Raw genomic sequence first — 16,042 nt, forward strand, 5'->3', positions numbered from 1 at the left:
AGAGATGCAGACAGAAATTAACGAACTTACTTTTATCGGCAAGGCCTTTCCTGACCGGATGATGGATGCAAACGGGACCTTCGCGGCCGCCAACCAGGAACTGGAAGCTGACCCGGCCTTTCAAGCCTTTGTCAAAGAGGCCGGCCTTGCCGGGCAGCGGGCGTCCTTGATCGTTTTTGGCCCGGAAAACTTCATGTACTGGCACGGGGTGATCGCGCCTAAGGATAGCGAAGTTAGCGGCCTGCTCAAGTTTTCCCTGCCAAGCGCCCGGGTTTTCCAAAAAGAAGAGACGGCCAACGCGGCCTATTTCGACCTGCCCCTGAACTTTGAACTGCCCCGCTTTTTGGATGAAGCCGGCGACTTAGGCAGCGACTTCCAGGCTCAGCTGGAGGAGAATCCTAACCCTTATATCCTCCGCCAGCTGGATTTAGGCAGTAAAAAACTGACCAAGAGCCTTTACCTCCCGGTCAGTCAGAATTAGGATTGCTTGATTTCAGCGTCAATGGACAGGTTGTCGTATTCGATATAGGCCCCCAGGCAAGTTGAAATGAACATGACCAAGATGACGAAGCCCATGGAGGTGCCGACGATCCATTCCAGGGGCAAAAGCAGGCGGATCACGATCGTGGCCAGGGTGCAGAGGACAAAGTCCAGGATAAAGTTGGCTACCTGCAAGAGTGGCCGGCGGCGGATGCTGAAGAAGCGGAGAATCTGCTGCAGGAAGCTGTCATAGATATCTCCGGCCAGCAAATTCAAGGGCCGCTGGATCGTGGCCTTGACGGCCAGCATGATGATGGCCCCGACAAAGGCCCCTACAGCCGTGCGGAAGGGGTCAGTCGAGTGCAGGACCAGGGCGTTAAAGCCGATCCCGATGATGGCTAGGCTGCAGATGTAGGGGATCAAGAGCAGGAAAACGAAAACTAACATAATGCGGCGCATTTTCATGGTAAAACACCTCTTTCTACTGGGCTATTTTAACATATTCCCGTAAGATCATATGCTATAATGTAAATATTTAAGGATTTTACGAAAGAGAGTTAAGAAAATGACAAGCGACCCTGCGACCGGCAGCCTGTTTGGCAAACTGAGAAGCCGTTTTTCCAGCAATGAAGAAAGCGGCAAGGACCAGCTGCAGGCAGAAATTGACCAGCTGCATGCCGGCAATGTTTTGACTGATATTGAATATTCGATGATTGAGGGCAGTATGGCTTTCCATGACAAGGTAGCCCGGGAAGTCATGGTGCCGCGGACTGACGCCTTCATGATCGACATTGAGGACGACCTGGAGGAAAACCTGGATGACATCCTCCGCCAGCCTTATTCAAGAATTCCCGTCTACCGCCAGGACAAGGACCAGATCGTGGGTGTCATCCACATCCGTACCATTCTTAGAGAGGCCCGCCAGCACGGCTTTGACCAGCTGACTTATGACCGCTTGATTTCCCCGCCCCTTTTTGCCCCGGAAACGATCGAGCTGGACGACTTGCTGGTGCAGATGCAGACCGGCCAGCAGCAATTGGCCATCCTAACTGATGAATATGGCGGGGTGACCGGCCTGGCCAGCATCGAGGACTTGCTGGAAGAAATCGTTGGCGACATTGACGACGAGGTCGACAAGGCAGAAGTTTTGGTCCGGCAGCTGAATGACCGGCAATTTGACATTTACGGCAAGATGCCTTTGACCGACTTCAACGACCGCTTTGGCACCGACCTGGAAATGGAAGACGTTGACACCCTGGCCGGCTATATGATCACCAAACTTGGCGTGATCCCGGGCAGAGGCGAGCAGCTGGAAGTGCCCCTGGACAACGGCATGGTTTTGACGACCAGAAGAATGCGGGGGTCGCGGCTCTTAACTGTCTTGTTGACCCTGCCAGAAGAAAATTACGAGGAAGAAACTGAAGAATAATGAACAAAGAACTTTTAGACAAAGTAAACAAGCGGCGGACTTTCGCAATCATTTCCCACCCCGACGCCGGTAAGACGACGATTACGGAACAAATGCTGCTCTTGGGTGGGGTGATCCGCAGCGCCGGGACCGTTAAGGCCCGCAAGACCGGGAACTACGCCACCAGTGACTGGATGGAAATCGAAAAGAAGCGTGGGATTTCCGTTACCTCATCCGTTATGCAGTTTGAATACCAGGGCAAGCGGATCAACATCCTGGACACCCCAGGCCACCAGGACTTCTCAGAAGACACCTACCGGACTTTGATGGCGGTTGACGCCGCGGTCATGGTTATCGACTCCGCCCGCGGGATCGAGCCGCAGACCAAGAAGCTCTTCAAGGTCGTGCGGCAAAGGGGAATCCCGGTCTTTACCTTCATGAACAAGCTGGACCGGGACGGCCGGGAACCCCTGGACCTGGTCGCTGAACTGGAAGAAGTCCTGGGCATTGAAGGTGTGGCCATGAACTGGCCGATCGGGATGGGGCAGAGCCTGCTGGGCCTTTACGACCTGGCCAACCAGCGGGTTGAACTCTACCACCCGGAAGAAGGGCAGGACCGCTTTATCGCTTTAGCAGACGGAAAGGCGCCAGCCGGCAGTCCTTTGGCCGATGACCCGCAGTTTGAAGAAACCTTGGGTGAAATCGAGCTTTTGGAAGGGGCCGGGGCCAGCTTTGACCGGGCAAAGGTTTTGGCCGGCCAGCAGACTCCAGTCTTCTTCGGGTCAGCCTTGACCAACTTCGGGGTAGAAACTTTCCTGGAACAATTCGTTGACCTGGCACCAGCGCCAGGCGAGCACGAAGTCAACGGGGATGAAGAACTGAAGCCAGATGATGACGAATTCTCCGGCTTCATCTTCAAGATCCAGGCCAACATGAACCCCCAGCACAGAGACCGGATTGCTTTTGTCCGGGTCTGCAGCGGGGAATTCAGCAAGGGCCTGGACGTAACCCTGGCCAGAACCGGCAAGCAGGTCCGCTTGAACAATGCCGTTGAATTTGAATCCAGTGCCCGGGTCCAGGTTTCTGAAGCCGTGGCCGGGGACATTGTCGGCCTCTACGACACTGGCAACTTCCAGATCGGGGACTCTATCTACGCTGGCAAGCGCAAGCTGGAATTCCCGCCGCTGCCGGAATTTACCCCGGAACTCTTCATGCGGGTTTCACCAAAGAACGTCATGAAGCAGAAGTCCTTCCACAAGGGGATGAACCAGCTGGTTCAAGAAGGGGCTGTCCAGCTCTACCGCAACTACCAGACCGACGACTACATTTTGGGGGCGGTTGGCCAGCTGCAGTTTGAAGTCTTCCAGTACCGGATGAAGAACGAATACAACTCTGAAGTTGAAATGACTTCCATCGGCCACCGGGTAGCCCGTTGGATCAACCCGGACCAGCTGGACCCGAAGATGTCTTCCAGCCGGAACCTCCTGGTCAAGGACCGCTTTGGCAATCCTCTCTTCCTCTTTGAGAACGCCTTTGCTGAACGCTGGTTCCACGACAAGTACCCGGATGTGGAACTGACGGAAAAGTTGTAATGCAAAGAAGCAAGTAAAAACAAATCAGCAAAAGAAGATAGCAAACAAGAAAAACGATGCCGCGAGGCATCGTTTTTTTGCGCATGATTGGTTTGACTGACTAGCATTCAGTCATTTCTGTTTTGCTCTTTGGCAAAAAGTAGTAAACGAGGTCAATGACCGCTTGGGCAAACATTACCCCGGCCATCCAGTACATAGCCATCATCGTCTTGTTGGTAAAGGTGTAGAAGGCGACGATGCCGTACAGTAAGACCCATAAAATCTTCAAGTAAAGGTTGTTGTTCATCATAATTCTGATCCTACAAGTTTTTTAGTGGTGGCTGGCCCCGCTGGTCGCGTCGTGGTGGCCTTCATGACCTGCTCTTGAAGCGGCAGTAACGGCTTCGACCAAGCGGCGGCTGGTCGAAGCTTCAGCCGCGTGGAAGCAGGCACCCATGTCCATGTCTTCAACGTCCATCCCTGGCATGAAGACTTCGCCTGGTTCAACGCCCATTTCTTCTGCAAAGGCGTTGGTGATGGTTTCCATGTCCATCAGCTTGTAGGTCTTGTCCGGATCCTTCGGGTCAACGATTTGGATCTGGGCCATCATGCCGGCATCTTCGTGCTCGATGATGTGGCAGTGGTACATGAAGACCCCGGCGTTTTGGAAGTAGACCTTCAGGCGGACAGTTTCGCCTGGGCCGACTTCAATAGTGTCCTTGTAGACATTGATTTCGTTCGGGTTAGGCTTTTGCCCGTTGCGGGAAACAACCAGGAAGTGGGCCCCGTGGATGTGGAAGGGATGCAGCATCCCTGAAGCAGAGTTGTTGGTGTTTGTTACGTCCCAGTATTCAACTGAGTTCAAGGTCTGCTTCATGTCGATTCTTTCCATGGAGAAGCGGAGACCGTTGATCTTGTCGTGGTCGTCCATGGTTACGTGGCGGACTGGCGCTTCGCTGTTCACAGCCGGGTCGTCCGGAGTGAAGATGTTGAATGGCAGTTCACGGTCGTCTTTTTCAAAGGCGTGGATGCGGAATTCAACCAGCTTGAAGTCGTCAGTGTAGAGGCTGACAACGTCGCCTTCCTTGTAGCCGGCAAAGTCAACGATGACTTGTTGTCTTTCCCCTGGCCCGATCAAAAGCTTCTTAACGTCAATCGGGTGTCTGAGGAAGGAGTCGTCCCCGCCGATTTGCGTCATGGTCAAGTCGTTTTCAAAGTGCAGGCGCCATTCCCGGCGGTCAGACCCGCCCAAGAAGAGCAGACGGACCTTTTGGGTCGTCACGTCAACGTAAGGACGGACCACGCCGTTGATCAAAGGTACTTCACCAAAGACGCCCATCGGGTCGTAGTCAGCCCGGTAGTCGAGCTGGTTGTCGTGGAAGGTCCGGTCTTGCAGGATGATCGGGAATTCGTCAACCCCGTAGTTCTTTGGAATCGGCAGGCGGGCTTCGTTGTCGTCAGTAACCACAACCCCCATGGCCAGGCCCATCCAGACCTGCATGGCCGTTGACGGACATGGGTGGGCGTGCAGCCAGGTCAGAGCGGCTGGCTGCTTGACCGTAAATTCGATGTCTTTTTCTTCGCCAGGGTATACTGGGGCGTGGCAGCCGCCGTCAGTAATTGGTCCCGGAACTTCCATGCCGTGCCAGTGGAATGAAGTGAGGACAGGCAGGCTGTTCTTCAAACGCACGTGGACTCTTTGCCCGGTCTTGACTACCAGGGTCTGGCCCAAAAGGGGAGCGTTGTAGCCCCAGGTCTTGGTCTTCTTGCCTGGCAGGATCTGGCTTTCGCCTTCCTGGGCCTCGATGGTGTAGTAGATGTCATTGCCGTCAACCTTGTCCGGCGCTAAAAGCGGGGGAACGGCCAAAGGCTGGGCCTCAACGCCAGCTGGAATGGTCAGCGGCTTGTAGCCCATGTGGCTCTTATCAAAGTCTTTTTCAGAATAAAAGTAATCCGGATAAACTGTCATGATCAGTGCCTCCTTATTTTTACTAAATCAACAGTTTAAAATTGCTGCTTTTTACACATTCACTTTCTTTTCTAAAAGCGCTTTCCAGTGCTCAAAGGAGATTATAGAACTATTTTTTATAGAAAAATTGACATAGGTCAATTTTGACAATTTTTTTGAAAAAAGGCTGTTTTTCGCAAGTTAATCTGTAATTTTGCTAAAAAACAAGTATTTTTTGAATTTTGCTGAAAAGAATAAGGGAAGAAGACAGGGAAGAAAAAAAGAGCCCAGTGGGCTCTTTTTGCAGGGATTACTTGTCAACGTGGATTTCGACGACCCGGCGGTGCTTGTCAACCGTAAGCTGATAGCTGGTCTGGTCGGGAATCAGCCGCTTGATTACAAATTCGAGTTCTTCCTCGCGGATCTTGCGGTGGTGGTTTTCCAGAACGATCCCAATGGCGATTGGGCTTTCGGTATAAATTACGGTAGTGTTGCCTAAGGAGTAAACTTTCACATAGTTCACGCTCGTAGTATTTAGCTGACTGTGAACTAATTCGGCATAGCTATTAGTGACATCAATTAAGTGCATAAAACTTCACCCGTTTCTATTTGTCTCTGATATTCCCCTCACTTTCATTATAACGCATTCAAGAAAAAACAAGGATCCTTTTTGGATAATCCTTGTTTTTTCTGCTCAGAGATAGTTATTTTTCTTTGCTTGCTTCAGTGACTGGCAAGGCGGGAACTTCTTCGAAAATCGTGATTTCCCCGTCCTTTAAGTCCGCCACTAATTGCTTGGCTTCAGTGTGGTCCAGCTTGTAGTCGGCCACCTTGTCTTCAATTTCTTCCTGGATGACCCGGCGAAGCGGACGAGCGCCCATTTCCGGATCGTAGCCTTCCTCAACCAGCTTGTCCTTGGCCGCGTCGGTAACCTTGATGTGCAGGCCCTGGTCGCTGACCATGGCATTGGTCTTGTCCAAAAGGAGGTTGACGATCTGCAGGAGGTTGCCCTTGCTCAATGGGTGGAACTGGATGATGTCGTCAAAACGGTTCAGGAATTCCGGCTTGAAGTACTGGCTCATCACCTTGCGGGTTTCTTCAGCTTCATTCTTGTTGTTTTCTGCCGCGAAGCCTACGCTGGCCGTCTTGATTCCCTGGCCGGCGTTTGAGGTCATGATGATGATCGTGTCCTTGAAGGAAACAGTCCGCCCTTGTGAGTCGGTCAAGCGGCCGTCGTCAAGAATCTGCAAGAAGAGGTTCAAAACATCCGGGTGGGCCTTTTCAACTTCGTCCAAAAGGATCAAGCTGTATGGGTTGTGGCGGACCCGTTCGGTCAATTGGCCGGCTTCTTCATAGCCGACATAGCCCGGGGCAGACCCAATCAATTTGGAGACGGAGTATTGCTCCATGAATTCGGACATGTCGAAGCGGATCATGGCGTCTTCGCTGCCGAACATCTTCAAGGCCAGCTGCTTGGCCAGCTCGGTCTTGCCGACCCCGGTCGGGCCAACAAAGAGGAAGGAGCCGATTGGCCGGCCGGACTTGTTGAAGCCGATCCGGTTTCTTCTGATGGCCCGGGCCACCTTGTCAACGGCCTCGTCCTGGCCGATAACCTTAGCCTTGAGGTCGCTGGCTAGGTTGATCAGCTGGTTTTCTTCTTGTGCCTGGATGTCGCCGACCGGGATGTTGGTCTTTTCTTCCACGATCTTGTCCATGACCTTGGCCGTAATGGTTGGGGTCTTGTCCGGGTCGACGTTTTGGTCCTTCAGCTTCTCGTATTTTTCGATCTGGTCGCGGTAGTAGGCAGCCTTTTCGTAGTCTTCGTTCTTCAAGGCATCCTGCTTGAGCTTCTCAGCCGCGTCGATTCTTTCCTGGATCTTTTCCTTATCGATGTAAGGGATGGTCAGGTTCATTCTTGACCCGGCTTCGTCCAGAAGGTCGATGGCCTTGTCTGGCAGGAAGCGGTCCTGGATGTAGCGGGCAGACAGCTTGACGGCGGCTTCGATGGCGTCGTCAGTGTATTTGACGTGGTGGTAGTCCTCGTAGCGCTTCTGGATCCCCTTGAGGATCTTGATTGTCTCGTCGATGCTTGGTTCCTTGACTTCAACTGGCTGGAAGCGCCGGGCCAGGGCGGAGTCCTTTTCGATTTCCCGGAATTCCTTGATAGTCGTAGCCCCGACTAACTGCAGCTCACCTCTGGCCAGAGCCGGCTTGATGATGTTGCCGGCGTCCATGCCGCCTTCAGAATTGCCGGCGCCGACGATTTCATGGATTTCGTCGATAAAGAGGATGATGTCCGGCTGGCTCTGCAGTTCCTTGATCAGCTGCTGCATTCTTTGCTCAAACTGGCCCCGGATCCCGGTCCCTTGGACCATGGAAACCATGTTGAGGGAGATGATCCGCTTGTTTTGTAACTTGGCTGGAACTGACCCGTCCACGATGTCCTGGGCCAGGCCTTCAACGACCGCGGTCTTGCCGACCCCGGCTTCCCCGATCAGGACTGGGTTGTTCTTGGTCCGCCGGTTGAGGATTTCAATTACCCGGGCGATTTCCCGGTCCCGGCCGATAACTGGGTCGATCTTGCCCTTCTTGGCCAGAGCTGTTAAGTCGGTCCCGAACTGGTCAAGAAGGGACTGGCCGCCGCCATTGCCGCCCCGGCCCGGGGTCGGGCCGAATGGATTTTGGTTGTTGTAACGGTTTGCGCCATTTGACTGCCCGTTCAAAGCATTGAAGAGGTCGTCAAAGTCGCCGAAAAAGTTGTTATTATTCATTTGATTTCCTTGTTGATTCCTTAACTCTTGGTAGCATTGCTGACATAAGTCTATTTCATTGTTTTGGCCGTTGATCTTCGTGTAAAGATGTATCGAGGCCTGCCGTTGGTGGCAGTTTTGACACAACATGTTAAAATACCGCCTTTCATCAAAGCTCTGCCTAAATTATAGAGCTTAGCACTCTAATTAGTCAAGTGCTAAGACTCGGGGGAGAAAATAGCCGGCCTTTGAGACTTCTTCCTTTAATTTTGACAAAAAATTGCGCTAAAATAATGGACAGGAGGTTGTGACATTAATATGGACTATACTGATATTTTGGAGAAATTGGTCTCAGGCGACTTGCTGGAGTACCAGATCGACCCGCAGAAGGACCCGGAAGATGCGTTTGCTTTCCAGCAGAGCCTGCGCAATTACGGAAAAAACAAGAAAATCACCGGCCGGGCCGGCCGCGGCGGGGTTATTACCTATACTTCGATAGAGAATAAGCCCAAATATTAATGAAAACATTTACAATTAAGTTGTATTGACCTCGAAAACATGTTATTCTTTAAAAGAAACGGTACTTTGGTACCCAATTCTTGATTTTTAAAGGAGATAATTTACGATGGAAAAGAAAGAATTTCACATTATCGCTGAAACTGGTATTCACGCTCGTCCAGCTACCTTGTTGGTACAAGCTGCTTCAAAGTTTGGTTCAGACATCAACCTTGAATACAACGGTAAGTCAGTTAACCTTAAGTCAATCATGGGCGTAATGTCATTGGGTGTTGGCCAAGGTGCAGACGTAACTATCAGCGCTGAAGGCGATGACGAAAAGGAAGCTATCGCAGCTATTGCTGAAACTATGTCAAAAGAAGGTTTGGCTGAATAATGACTGAAACTTTGAGGGGTATCGCAGCCAGTGACGGCGTTGCTGTTGCTCCAGCCTACCTCCTGGTCGAACCGGACCTTTCTTTTGAAAAGAAGTCCGTTGCTGACGTGGAAGCTGAAGTAGCCCGCTTTGATAAGGCAGTTGCCGAATCACAAGCTGAATTGGAAAGCATCCGCAAGGTTGCCGCAGAAAGCTTGGGTGAAGAAGAAGCGCAAGTCTTTGACGCCCACTTGATGTTCCTGTCAGACCCTGAATTCACTGGCCAGATCAGCGCCAAGATCAAGAGCGACGCTGTCAACAGTGAAGCAGCTTTGGATGAAGTTGCCCAAAACTTCATCACTATCTTCCAAAGCATGACTGACAATGCCTACATGCAAGAACGTGCAGCTGACGTCCGCGACGTTTCAAAGCGGATCATGGCGCACTTGCTGGGCAAGGAACTGCCTAACTTGGCAAGCATCGACCACGAAGTAGTTCTGGTGGCTGAAGACTTGACGCCAAGTGACACGGCACAATTGAACAAGAAGTACGTTAAGGGCTTCGTAACTGACCTGGGCGGCCGGACTGCCCACTCAGCCATCATGGCCCGGTCTTTGGAAATCCCAGCTGTTGTCGGGACTGAAAAGATCACCACTTCTGTAGAAAACGGCCAAATGCTGATCGCTGACGGTTTGGATGGGGTGGCTATCGTTGAACCAAGCGAAGAACAAGTGGCTGAATACCGCAAGAAGGGCGACGACTTCGCTAAGCAAAAGGCTGAATGGCGGAAGTTGAAGGACGAACCATCAGTAACTGCTGACGGCAAGCACTTCACGATCGCTGCCAACATCGGTACTCCAGACGACCTGGCTGGCGTTTTGGAAAACGGTGCTGAAGCAGTCGGCTTGTTCAGAACTGAATTCTTGTACATGAACTCAAACGACTTCCCAACTGAAGAAGACCAGTTTGAAGCCTACAAGAAGGTTCTGGAAGGCATGAACGGCAAGCAGGTTATCATCAGAACCATGGACATCGGTGGCGACAAGCACCTGTCCTACTGGGACCTGCCAGAAGAAATGAACCCATTCCTGGGTATCCGGGCCGTTCGTCTGTCCTTGAAAAACAAGGAAATCTTCCGCACCCAGCTGCGGGCCTTGCTGAGAGCATCAGCTTACGGCAAGCTGGGGATCATGTTCCCAATGATCGGTACTTTGGACGAACTTCACCAAGCCAAGGCTGTTTTGGCTGAAGAAAAGGACAAGCTGGTCAAGGAAGGCGTCAAGGTTGGCGACGACCTGCAAGTCGGCATGATGATCGAAGTTCCGGCAGCTGCCGTTCTGGCAGACCAATTTGCCAAGGAAGTCGACTTCTTCTCAATCGGGACCAACGACTTGATCCAATACACTATGGCTGCTGACCGGGGCAACGAAAACGTTTCTTACCTCTACCAGCCATACAACCCGTCAGTTCTCCGCCTCATCAAGCACACGATCGACTCAGCTCACGAAGCTGGTATCTGGTGCGGGATGTGTGGTGAAGCAGCTGGTGACTCAATCATGTTCCCAATCCTGCTTTCCATGGGCTTGGACGAATACTCAATGAGCGCAACTTCAATTCTGCGGATCAGAAACGAAATGAAGAAGCTCTCAACTGAAGAACTCGCTAGCCTGGCTGACAAGGCAACCAAGGAATCATTGACCAACGAAGATAACATCGAACTGGTTAAGAACTTGATGGCTGACAAGTAAAGAGCAAATTAAAAGCGATTAGCGTGAGCTGACCGCTTTTTTCTTGATTAATTAAGAAATTTAAAAGAAAGCCAATTACCCCCCTTCCTTTTTGTAAGTATCCATGCTAAACTATATAGTAAGCAACGAATGTGTGTTCATGCAATCTCATTTTAAAGGAGCGTGGTAACAATGGTAGATTTATATGTTTCTCCAAGCTGCACCTCATGCCGCAAGGCAAAGCAATGGCTTGAACAGCACAATATTCCCTACAAGGAAAGAAACATTATTTCAGATCCTTTGAACCGGGAAGAAATCATTCATGTTCTGAGAATGACTGAAGAAGGCACGGAAGAAATCGTGTCAACACGGTCGAAGGCTTTCCAAGAGCTGAATATCGACCTGGACGACATTTCAATGAATGAACTGATCGATTTGATTGAAAAGAACCCAAGCCTGCTGAGACGGCCAATTATTTTGGATGACCGCCGGATGCAGGTTGGCTACAATGAAGATGAAATCCGCCGCTTCCTGCCGCGCAGCGTGCGCCGGCTGGAAATAGCCCGGGCTAAGCGCCTGGCAGACCAGGATTTTTAATTTCAGAATAGAAAGTTGCAGGCGTTGGCTTCTAGAAGCTAACGCTTTTGCTTTGTTGGCTTTTTAGGTTACAATAACGGTACACATATAAGGAGGGATGAAGATGCGCGTTGAAAAGGTGAATGAGAACACGCTTCGCGTAAGCATGACCCGGGAGGATCTGAACCAGCGGGGCTTGAAGATCTTGGATTTACTCGGCAACCGGGAAAGAGTCCAGGAATTTTTCCTGTCAGTTCTCCGCGAAGTGGACGAGGACAATGACTTTGCCAGCGATGCGCCGGTGACTTTCCAGGTCATGCCCAACGACGGCGGGATCGATCTCCTGATTACCAAGATGAATGCAGGCAGCGACCTGCCGGAAGAAATGCGGCGCTTCTTTGATCCTGAAGCCAATGGGGTCGGAGACGATATGGCGGAAGCGGTTGAGGAAGATGACTGGGCCTTTTCCGACTTGAACCCGGCTGATGACGCTAACACTGAGATGGACCCGGTGATCATGCAGGACCTGGGCAACACCGATGATGAAGACTACGAGGACTACTGGAGTTACCAGGAGACCCATGTTTTAGTCTTTGACGATATCGATGACCTCCTGGCTTTGGCTGACAGCCTCAAGGTTAGTGACCTGGCGTCCAGCGTCTACTACTACAAGCAGCAGTTTTATCTCAAGCTGGCTTTTATGGACGAGAATTACGCGGAAATCAAGCCAGCTGCTGCCTGGGCGATCGCCAATGAATTTGGCCGCCAGGTGTCCGCTGACGAATTCCAGCAGGCCCAAGCCCACGGCCAGTGCCTCTTCCAGCAGGACGCGCTGGGGGCTTTGCGCCGGCAGTTTGCCAGCAAGCGGGCTTAAGAATCCAGATGATAATTTAAGGACTCCTTCGGGGGTCCTTTTATTTTGCCTATTTTAAAAAAATCTCCCCTTTTTGGCGTACTAGTTAATGGGGGATTATTTTGTATGCAGCTTTGTTAAATAAAGAACTGGTCCTGGCCGTCAGTGAGGCCGGCAAGGTCCGGGAGAACCCGGCCTATCTCAACCAGGAAGTCTACCGCTGCCCGCGCTGCCGGAAACCGGTCATCCTGGTTTTATCGCAGAAGGCAGAGCCTTTTTTCAAGCACTACCAGGCTTACCGGGGGCTAGGAGAACAAGAGGAGCACCGGCAGGGGAAAATGCTCCTCAAAGCCGCTTTGACCGCGGCGGGGCTAAATGCGAAAGCTGAAGTGCCGCTGGCTGACGGTGCCTTGCGGGCTGACATTTTGGCCACACCGCTTTTGGCCTTTGAAGTCCAGTGCGCGCCCTTAAGCAAGGGGGAGTTTGCCCACCGGCATGCCCTTTACCAGGCGATTGGGATTAAGGATGTCTGGTTGGTCGGCCGCCGGCATTTTTTAGGGGAAAAGCTAAAGCAGACCCAGCTGATCTTTTTCCGGGAAAACCGGTGCTGGGGAAGCTATTATCTGGAAATCCACCAAGAGGCAGGCTTGATTAGATTGAAGTACCAAATAAGGCAGGCCCCTGTCAGCCAGACCTTGCTGTACCGGCAGGTGGACTTCGCCTTGGACGCGGAAGGAATTGCCGCTTTATGGCACTTTAGGCCCCTTTTGCCCCCGCCTTTGGCCGATGACTGGGTCAAGGAGCGGGACTATCTGGACCAGCAGCTGAAGGAAAAGAGCAAGCTGGGTCAGAAGCTGGGGGAATTGATGTACCTGGCCGGCTACACTGTCTTTACTTTGCCCAAGGAAGCTTTTTCCACTTGGCGCAGGCCGGGGGAGAAAAGCTGGCTCTTGAAATTTTTGCAGCAAAAAACAGCCCCTAAAGGAGAGGCTGGCTATAAGAGATGAAGGTGGCTTACCGGATAATAAAGTGGAGCATTCTCCGTTAGCTGCATCAAGGGTTCAAGGCAGCTGTCTGCGCTGTTTTGGAAAATTTGCAGGAGTTCGTCGTCGCTTAATTCACCATCAAGCAAGAGACCGCTGTCATCGATCTGGTCGTCAAAAATCACGGTTGAAGGCAGGGCCGTGATTTGGAATTTCCTGGCCAGCTGCTGGTCCTGGGCAATGACGTCTTTAAGGCAGGCATCTTTCAAAGTAGATGAAATTTTCTTTGGTTTGATATTGAGGCTTTCCATCAATTCTTCAGCCAAGGCCGGGGAATAAGACCGCTGGCCGTCACTCAAACTTTCCTGCAACTTGAACAAAAAGCTCCTGGCCTTCTTCTTGCCATAAGCGATTTGCACGGCATAGTAAAAGCTCTGGGCGCTGACTGAGGCATTGTGATAATTGGCTAAATTGATGGAAGTGTTGAAGTTCCAGTTCCGCTTGACCATGTCGGCTTTCATGGCTTCCATGGTTACCAGGGGAATGTAATTGACGGAAATTTCAAGTTGCAGTTCTTCCGCCAATAGCCGGATGCGTTTTTCAAGCTGGTAGCAGGATAAACCTAACGGATTGATAAACAGAAAAAGTTCGAACATGGTCGACCTCCAATTTTTGCTTCATCTGCTACTTTAACAAAGCTTTTACTTGAAAACAAAAGAAAAGCTTTCGCCTATTTTTACTTGGCATGCTGGCTGGCCCGGGCAATCTTGCTCTGGTTGTTGGCTGACTTGACCGGCAGGGCAAAGCGGGTCTTAATTTCTGCCAGGGCTTCCTTGATAGCAGCCGGGGAGTCATTTTCAATTTCCATTTCCCAGTCCTGGTAGCCGTCCGGGTAGCTGGTCTGGTCTAAAGTCAGCTCGCAGCCCTTTGGCCCGTCTAAAAGGATCCGCCGGGTCTTGCTCCAGGAAAAAAGGGTCAGCTGGCTGGCTTTGTCTGGGTAATGCTCTAAAAGGTACTGGCCAACATTGCCAGTCAGACTTGGCCGGCCCTTTTTTAAAAGGTCCTCGGCTTCAGGCAGGGTTAAATCATCATTGATTTCCAGGCTTTCATGGTAGGTCTCCTGCAGCTTCTTGACCGGAACCTTGATGGTTTCCTCGGCCCGGTCTTGGAAGCAGCGGATTCTGAGGGCACTGTGGTCTTCTTTTAGCTGCTTGTCCGGGGTGTCAAAATAGTAGTTGCTCTGTTTGAAGTCGCTCTTGACCGGGTAGGCAGCGACGATAGCCTCATAGCTGGCCTGGTCCAGGGCGACTTTGGCTTCAATTTCGCGGTTTTTGCTCATTTTTTAAGACTCCTTTGTTAGATAAAAATTAAAAAGGTTGCGTTGGTGCTTTCGCTAACATCTATGTTAAAATGAATTTGTTTAAGATGGAAGGAAAATGTCTGTGATTACTGATTGGGATACTTTTTTATGGCCATACAATGAAGCCGTAAATGAACTAAAAGCTAAATTCAGAGCTCTCCGGCAGAGTTTCTTGACCAAGGGAGAGCATTCGCCAATAGAATTCGTGGTTGGCCGGGTGAAAACGGTCGACTCCATTAAGGAGAAAATGCAGCGGCGGGTCATCAGCCCGGACGTGATCGAAACCGACATGCAGGACATTGCCGGTATCCGGATCATGTGCCAGTTTGTTGATGACATCTACCGGGTCGTTGACCTGCTCCATGCCCGCGATGACCTGGAAGTCGTCGAAGAGCGCGACTATATCCAAAATGCCAAGCCGTCCGGCTACCGGTCCTACCACATGGTGGTGGCCTACACGGTTTATCTGCCCGAGGGGGCCAAGCGCCTTTTGGCGGAAATCCAGATCCGTACTCTGGCCATGAACTTCTGGGCCACGGTTGAGCATACCTTGAACTACAAGTACCAGGGGGCCTACCCGGAAGATATTTCTGAGCGGCTCAAGCGGACGGCGGAAGCTGCCTACCAGCTGGATGAAGAGATGTCCTCGATCAGAAATGAGGTCAAGGAAGCGCAGAAGATCTTCACCAAGAACAAGGGCAAGGAAAAGTCATGAAAGTAGCTATCGTTCACAATGACCGCGTGACCACCCAGGTGGCGGTCCGGCACCTGCAGGTGCTGCTCGCGGAAAAAGGCATTTTGCAGGACCAGCAGCATCCCGACCTGGTAATTTCTGTCGGCGGTGACGGTACCTTGATCTCTGCCTTTCACAAGTATAAGCAGCAGCTGGACAAGATCTGCTTTGCCGGTATCCACACCGGCCACCTGGGCTTTTACACCGACTGGCGGAACTACGACATGGAGAAGCTGGTTGACGCCCTGGCCAGCCATCCCGTTGAAGAAAACGAGGTGGGCTACCCGCTTTTGGAGATGAAGGTAACCACCAGCTGCGGGGAGAAGCGCTTTTTGGCCTTAAATGAAGCCTCAATCAAGCGGATTTCCAAGACCATGGAAGCTGAGGTCTGGCTCGGGGGCGAGCGCTTTGAGAATTTCCGGGGCGACGGGCTCTGCGTGTCAACCCCGACCGGGTCAACGGCCTACAGCAAGTCCCTGGGCGGAGCGGTAATCCACCCCCGCCTCAAGACCCTGCAGCTGACCGAAATTGCCTCGATCAACAACCTGGTCTTTCGGACGGTGGGCTCGCCCATCGTTATTGCCCCGGATGAGTGGATCACCATCGTGCCGAAGATTTCCGACCGGGCGGTCGTGATCGTCGACGGGGAAAGGATCAGCTTGACCGACGTGCAGAAAGTAGATTATAAAATTGCGGCGGAAGAGATTCGCTTTTACCAGTATGGCCACCACCATTTTTGGGAGCGGGTCAACGACGCCTTCATTGGTGACAGATAGTGCAAG

The 16,042-nt window shown here is 51.7% G+C and carries 18 protein-coding genes; 11 read left to right on the top strand and 7 right to left on the bottom strand.

Translation table 11 applies throughout. The features are described from left to right. Nucleotides 1–4 precede the first annotated feature (4 nt). A complete protein-coding gene (locus DS743_RS06250) occupies nucleotides 5–481 on the top strand; it encodes a hypothetical protein (protein WP_072544230.1) in 477 nt (158 codons plus the stop codon). On the opposite strand, the gene DS743_RS06255 is transcribed toward DS743_RS06250, so the two are convergent. Further along, nucleotides 478–945 (bottom strand): hypothetical protein, encoded by a 468-nt coding sequence (locus tag DS743_RS06255; protein WP_003612252.1) that lies wholly within the window; start codon nucleotides 943–945, stop codon nucleotides 478–480. The two genes, DS743_RS06250 and DS743_RS06255, sit on opposite strands and share 4 nt — an antisense overlap. Before the next feature lie 100 nt (nucleotides 946–1,045). Between DS743_RS06255 and DS743_RS06260 the strand changes: the two genes are divergently transcribed. Beyond that, nucleotides 1,046–1,909: a hemolysin family protein gene (locus DS743_RS06260; protein WP_035183686.1), complete on the top strand. Its 864-nt coding sequence runs from the start codon at nucleotides 1,046–1,048 to the stop codon at nucleotides 1,907–1,909. Beyond that, the gene (locus tag DS743_RS06265; protein WP_002877942.1) at nucleotides 1,909–3,480 is read left to right on the top strand and encodes a peptide chain release factor 3; all 1,572 of its coding nucleotides are present in this window, start codon (nucleotides 1,909–1,911) and stop codon (nucleotides 3,478–3,480) included. Before DS743_RS06260 ends, DS743_RS06265 begins: the two co-directional genes overlap by 1 nt. A gap of 100 nt (nucleotides 3,481–3,580) precedes the next feature. On the opposite strand, the gene DS743_RS06270 is transcribed toward DS743_RS06265, so the two are convergent. The 4 genes from DS743_RS06270 to DS743_RS06285 form a co-directional block, all read right to left on the bottom strand. Further along, nucleotides 3,581–3,769: a hypothetical protein gene (locus DS743_RS06270; RefSeq protein ID WP_035183685.1), complete on the bottom strand. Its 189-nt coding sequence runs from the start codon at nucleotides 3,767–3,769 to the stop codon at nucleotides 3,581–3,583. A 21-nt stretch (nucleotides 3,770–3,790) separates the two neighbouring features. Further along, nucleotides 3,791–5,428 carry a multicopper oxidase family protein gene (locus DS743_RS06275; protein WP_003617202.1) on the bottom strand — a complete coding sequence of 546 codons (1,638 nt, stop codon included), beginning with the start codon at nucleotides 5,426–5,428 and terminating at the stop codon, nucleotides 3,791–3,793. Between the two features lie 289 nt (nucleotides 5,429–5,717). Continuing rightward, a complete protein-coding gene (locus DS743_RS06280; protein WP_002877935.1) occupies nucleotides 5,718–5,996 on the bottom strand; it encodes a DUF1827 family protein in 279 nt (92 codons plus the stop codon). Between the two features lie 115 nt (nucleotides 5,997–6,111). Then, entirely contained in the window at nucleotides 6,112–8,307 is a 2,196-nt protein-coding gene (locus DS743_RS06285; RefSeq protein WP_035162369.1) for an ATP-dependent Clp protease ATP-binding subunit, read from the bottom strand. 168 nt (nucleotides 8,308–8,475) lie between these two features. On the opposite strand from DS743_RS06285, the gene ykzS reads away from it, so the two are divergent. The 6 genes from ykzS to DS743_RS06315 all read left to right on the top strand — a co-directional run bounded on the left by ykzS (nucleotide 8,476) and on the right by DS743_RS06315 (nucleotide 13,191). Then, the gene (gene ykzS, locus DS743_RS06290; RefSeq protein WP_002877932.1) at nucleotides 8,476–8,676 is read left to right on the top strand and encodes a protein YkzS; all 201 of its coding nucleotides are present in this window, start codon (nucleotides 8,476–8,478) and stop codon (nucleotides 8,674–8,676) included. 106 nt (nucleotides 8,677–8,782) lie between these two features. Further along, on the top strand, nucleotides 8,783–9,049 hold the full coding sequence (locus DS743_RS06295; protein WP_002877930.1) for a phosphocarrier protein HPr: 267 nt from the start codon (nucleotides 8,783–8,785) through the stop codon (nucleotides 9,047–9,049). After that, nucleotides 9,049–10,776: a phosphoenolpyruvate--protein phosphotransferase gene (gene ptsP / locus DS743_RS06300; protein ID WP_035183684.1), complete on the top strand. Its 1,728-nt coding sequence runs from the start codon at nucleotides 9,049–9,051 to the stop codon at nucleotides 10,774–10,776. Before DS743_RS06295 ends, ptsP begins: the two co-directional genes overlap by 1 nt. Before the next feature lie 171 nt (nucleotides 10,777–10,947). Beyond that, nucleotides 10,948–11,352: a transcriptional regulator SpxA gene (spxA, locus tag DS743_RS06305; protein WP_003614101.1), complete on the top strand. Its 405-nt coding sequence runs from the start codon at nucleotides 10,948–10,950 to the stop codon at nucleotides 11,350–11,352. Between the two features lie 103 nt (nucleotides 11,353–11,455). Continuing rightward, nucleotides 11,456–12,205 carry an adaptor protein MecA gene (locus DS743_RS06310; protein WP_035183683.1) on the top strand — a complete coding sequence of 250 codons (750 nt, stop codon included), beginning with the start codon at nucleotides 11,456–11,458 and terminating at the stop codon, nucleotides 12,203–12,205. A 101-nt stretch (nucleotides 12,206–12,306) separates the two neighbouring features. Then, nucleotides 12,307–13,191: a competence protein CoiA gene (locus DS743_RS06315; protein WP_025895193.1), complete on the top strand. Its 885-nt coding sequence runs from the start codon at nucleotides 12,307–12,309 to the stop codon at nucleotides 13,189–13,191. Here DS743_RS06315 and DS743_RS06320 read toward each other — a convergent pair. Together DS743_RS06320 and DS743_RS06325 are read right to left on the bottom strand one after the other, a co-directional pair. Then, nucleotides 13,179–13,823, bottom strand: coding sequence for a DsbA family protein (locus tag DS743_RS06320; RefSeq protein ID WP_035183682.1), 645 nt, complete (start codon nucleotides 13,821–13,823; stop codon nucleotides 13,179–13,181). The genes DS743_RS06315 and DS743_RS06320 overlap by 13 nt on opposite strands. 80 nt (nucleotides 13,824–13,903) lie before the next feature. After that, nucleotides 13,904–14,506: a CYTH domain-containing protein gene (locus tag DS743_RS06325; protein ID WP_016396422.1), complete on the bottom strand. Its 603-nt coding sequence runs from the start codon at nucleotides 14,504–14,506 to the stop codon at nucleotides 13,904–13,906. A 103-nt stretch (nucleotides 14,507–14,609) separates the two neighbouring features. Between DS743_RS06325 and yjbM the strand changes: the two genes are divergently transcribed. Further along, nucleotides 14,610–15,242, top strand: coding sequence for a GTP diphosphokinase (yjbM, locus tag DS743_RS06330; RefSeq protein WP_002877053.1), 633 nt, complete (start codon nucleotides 14,610–14,612; stop codon nucleotides 15,240–15,242). Then, nucleotides 15,239–16,036, top strand: a complete 798-nt coding sequence (locus DS743_RS06335; RefSeq protein ID WP_002877050.1) for an NAD kinase — start codon at nucleotides 15,239–15,241, stop codon at nucleotides 16,034–16,036. Before yjbM ends, DS743_RS06335 begins: the two co-directional genes overlap by 4 nt. The last annotated feature ends 6 nt before the right edge of the window (nucleotides 16,037–16,042 follow it).

Origin of the sequence: Lactobacillus leichmannii, from assembly GCF_024701915.1 — a bacterium.
In the GTDB taxonomy this organism is placed as follows: Bacteria; Bacillota; Bacilli; order Lactobacillales; family Lactobacillaceae; genus Lactobacillus; species Lactobacillus delbrueckii.

Coding starts and splice junctions, on each gene's coding strand:
- DS743_RS06250 (WP_072544230.1), top strand. CDS start 5: ATGCAGACAGAAATTAACGAACTTACTTTTATCGGCAAGGCCTTTCCT.
- DS743_RS06255 (WP_003612252.1), bottom strand. CDS start 945: ATGAAAATGCGCCGCATTATGTTAGTTTTCGTTTTCCTGCTCTTGATC.
- DS743_RS06260 (WP_035183686.1), top strand. CDS start 1,046: ATGACAAGCGACCCTGCGACCGGCAGCCTGTTTGGCAAACTGAGAAGC.
- DS743_RS06265 (WP_002877942.1), top strand. CDS start 1,909: ATGAACAAAGAACTTTTAGACAAAGTAAACAAGCGGCGGACTTTCGCA.
- DS743_RS06270 (WP_035183685.1), bottom strand. CDS start 3,769: ATGATGAACAACAACCTTTACTTGAAGATTTTATGGGTCTTACTGTAC.
- DS743_RS06275 (WP_003617202.1), bottom strand. CDS start 5,428: ATGACAGTTTATCCGGATTACTTTTATTCTGAAAAAGACTTTGATAAG.
- DS743_RS06280 (WP_002877935.1), bottom strand. CDS start 5,996: ATGCACTTAATTGATGTCACTAATAGCTATGCCGAATTAGTTCACAGT.
- DS743_RS06285 (WP_035162369.1), bottom strand. CDS start 8,307: ATGTTGTGTCAAAACTGCCACCAACGGCAGGCCTCGATACATCTTTAC.
- ykzS (WP_002877932.1), top strand. CDS start 8,476: ATGGACTATACTGATATTTTGGAGAAATTGGTCTCAGGCGACTTGCTG.
- DS743_RS06295 (WP_002877930.1), top strand. CDS start 8,783: ATGGAAAAGAAAGAATTTCACATTATCGCTGAAACTGGTATTCACGCT.
- ptsP (WP_035183684.1), top strand. CDS start 9,049: ATGACTGAAACTTTGAGGGGTATCGCAGCCAGTGACGGCGTTGCTGTT.
- spxA (WP_003614101.1), top strand. CDS start 10,948: ATGGTAGATTTATATGTTTCTCCAAGCTGCACCTCATGCCGCAAGGCA.
- DS743_RS06310 (WP_035183683.1), top strand. CDS start 11,456: ATGCGCGTTGAAAAGGTGAATGAGAACACGCTTCGCGTAAGCATGACC.
- DS743_RS06320 (WP_035183682.1), bottom strand. CDS start 13,823: ATGTTCGAACTTTTTCTGTTTATCAATCCGTTAGGTTTATCCTGCTAC.
- DS743_RS06325 (WP_016396422.1), bottom strand. CDS start 14,506: ATGAGCAAAAACCGCGAAATTGAAGCCAAAGTCGCCCTGGACCAGGCC.
- DS743_RS06335 (WP_002877050.1), top strand. CDS start 15,239: ATGAAAGTAGCTATCGTTCACAATGACCGCGTGACCACCCAGGTGGCG.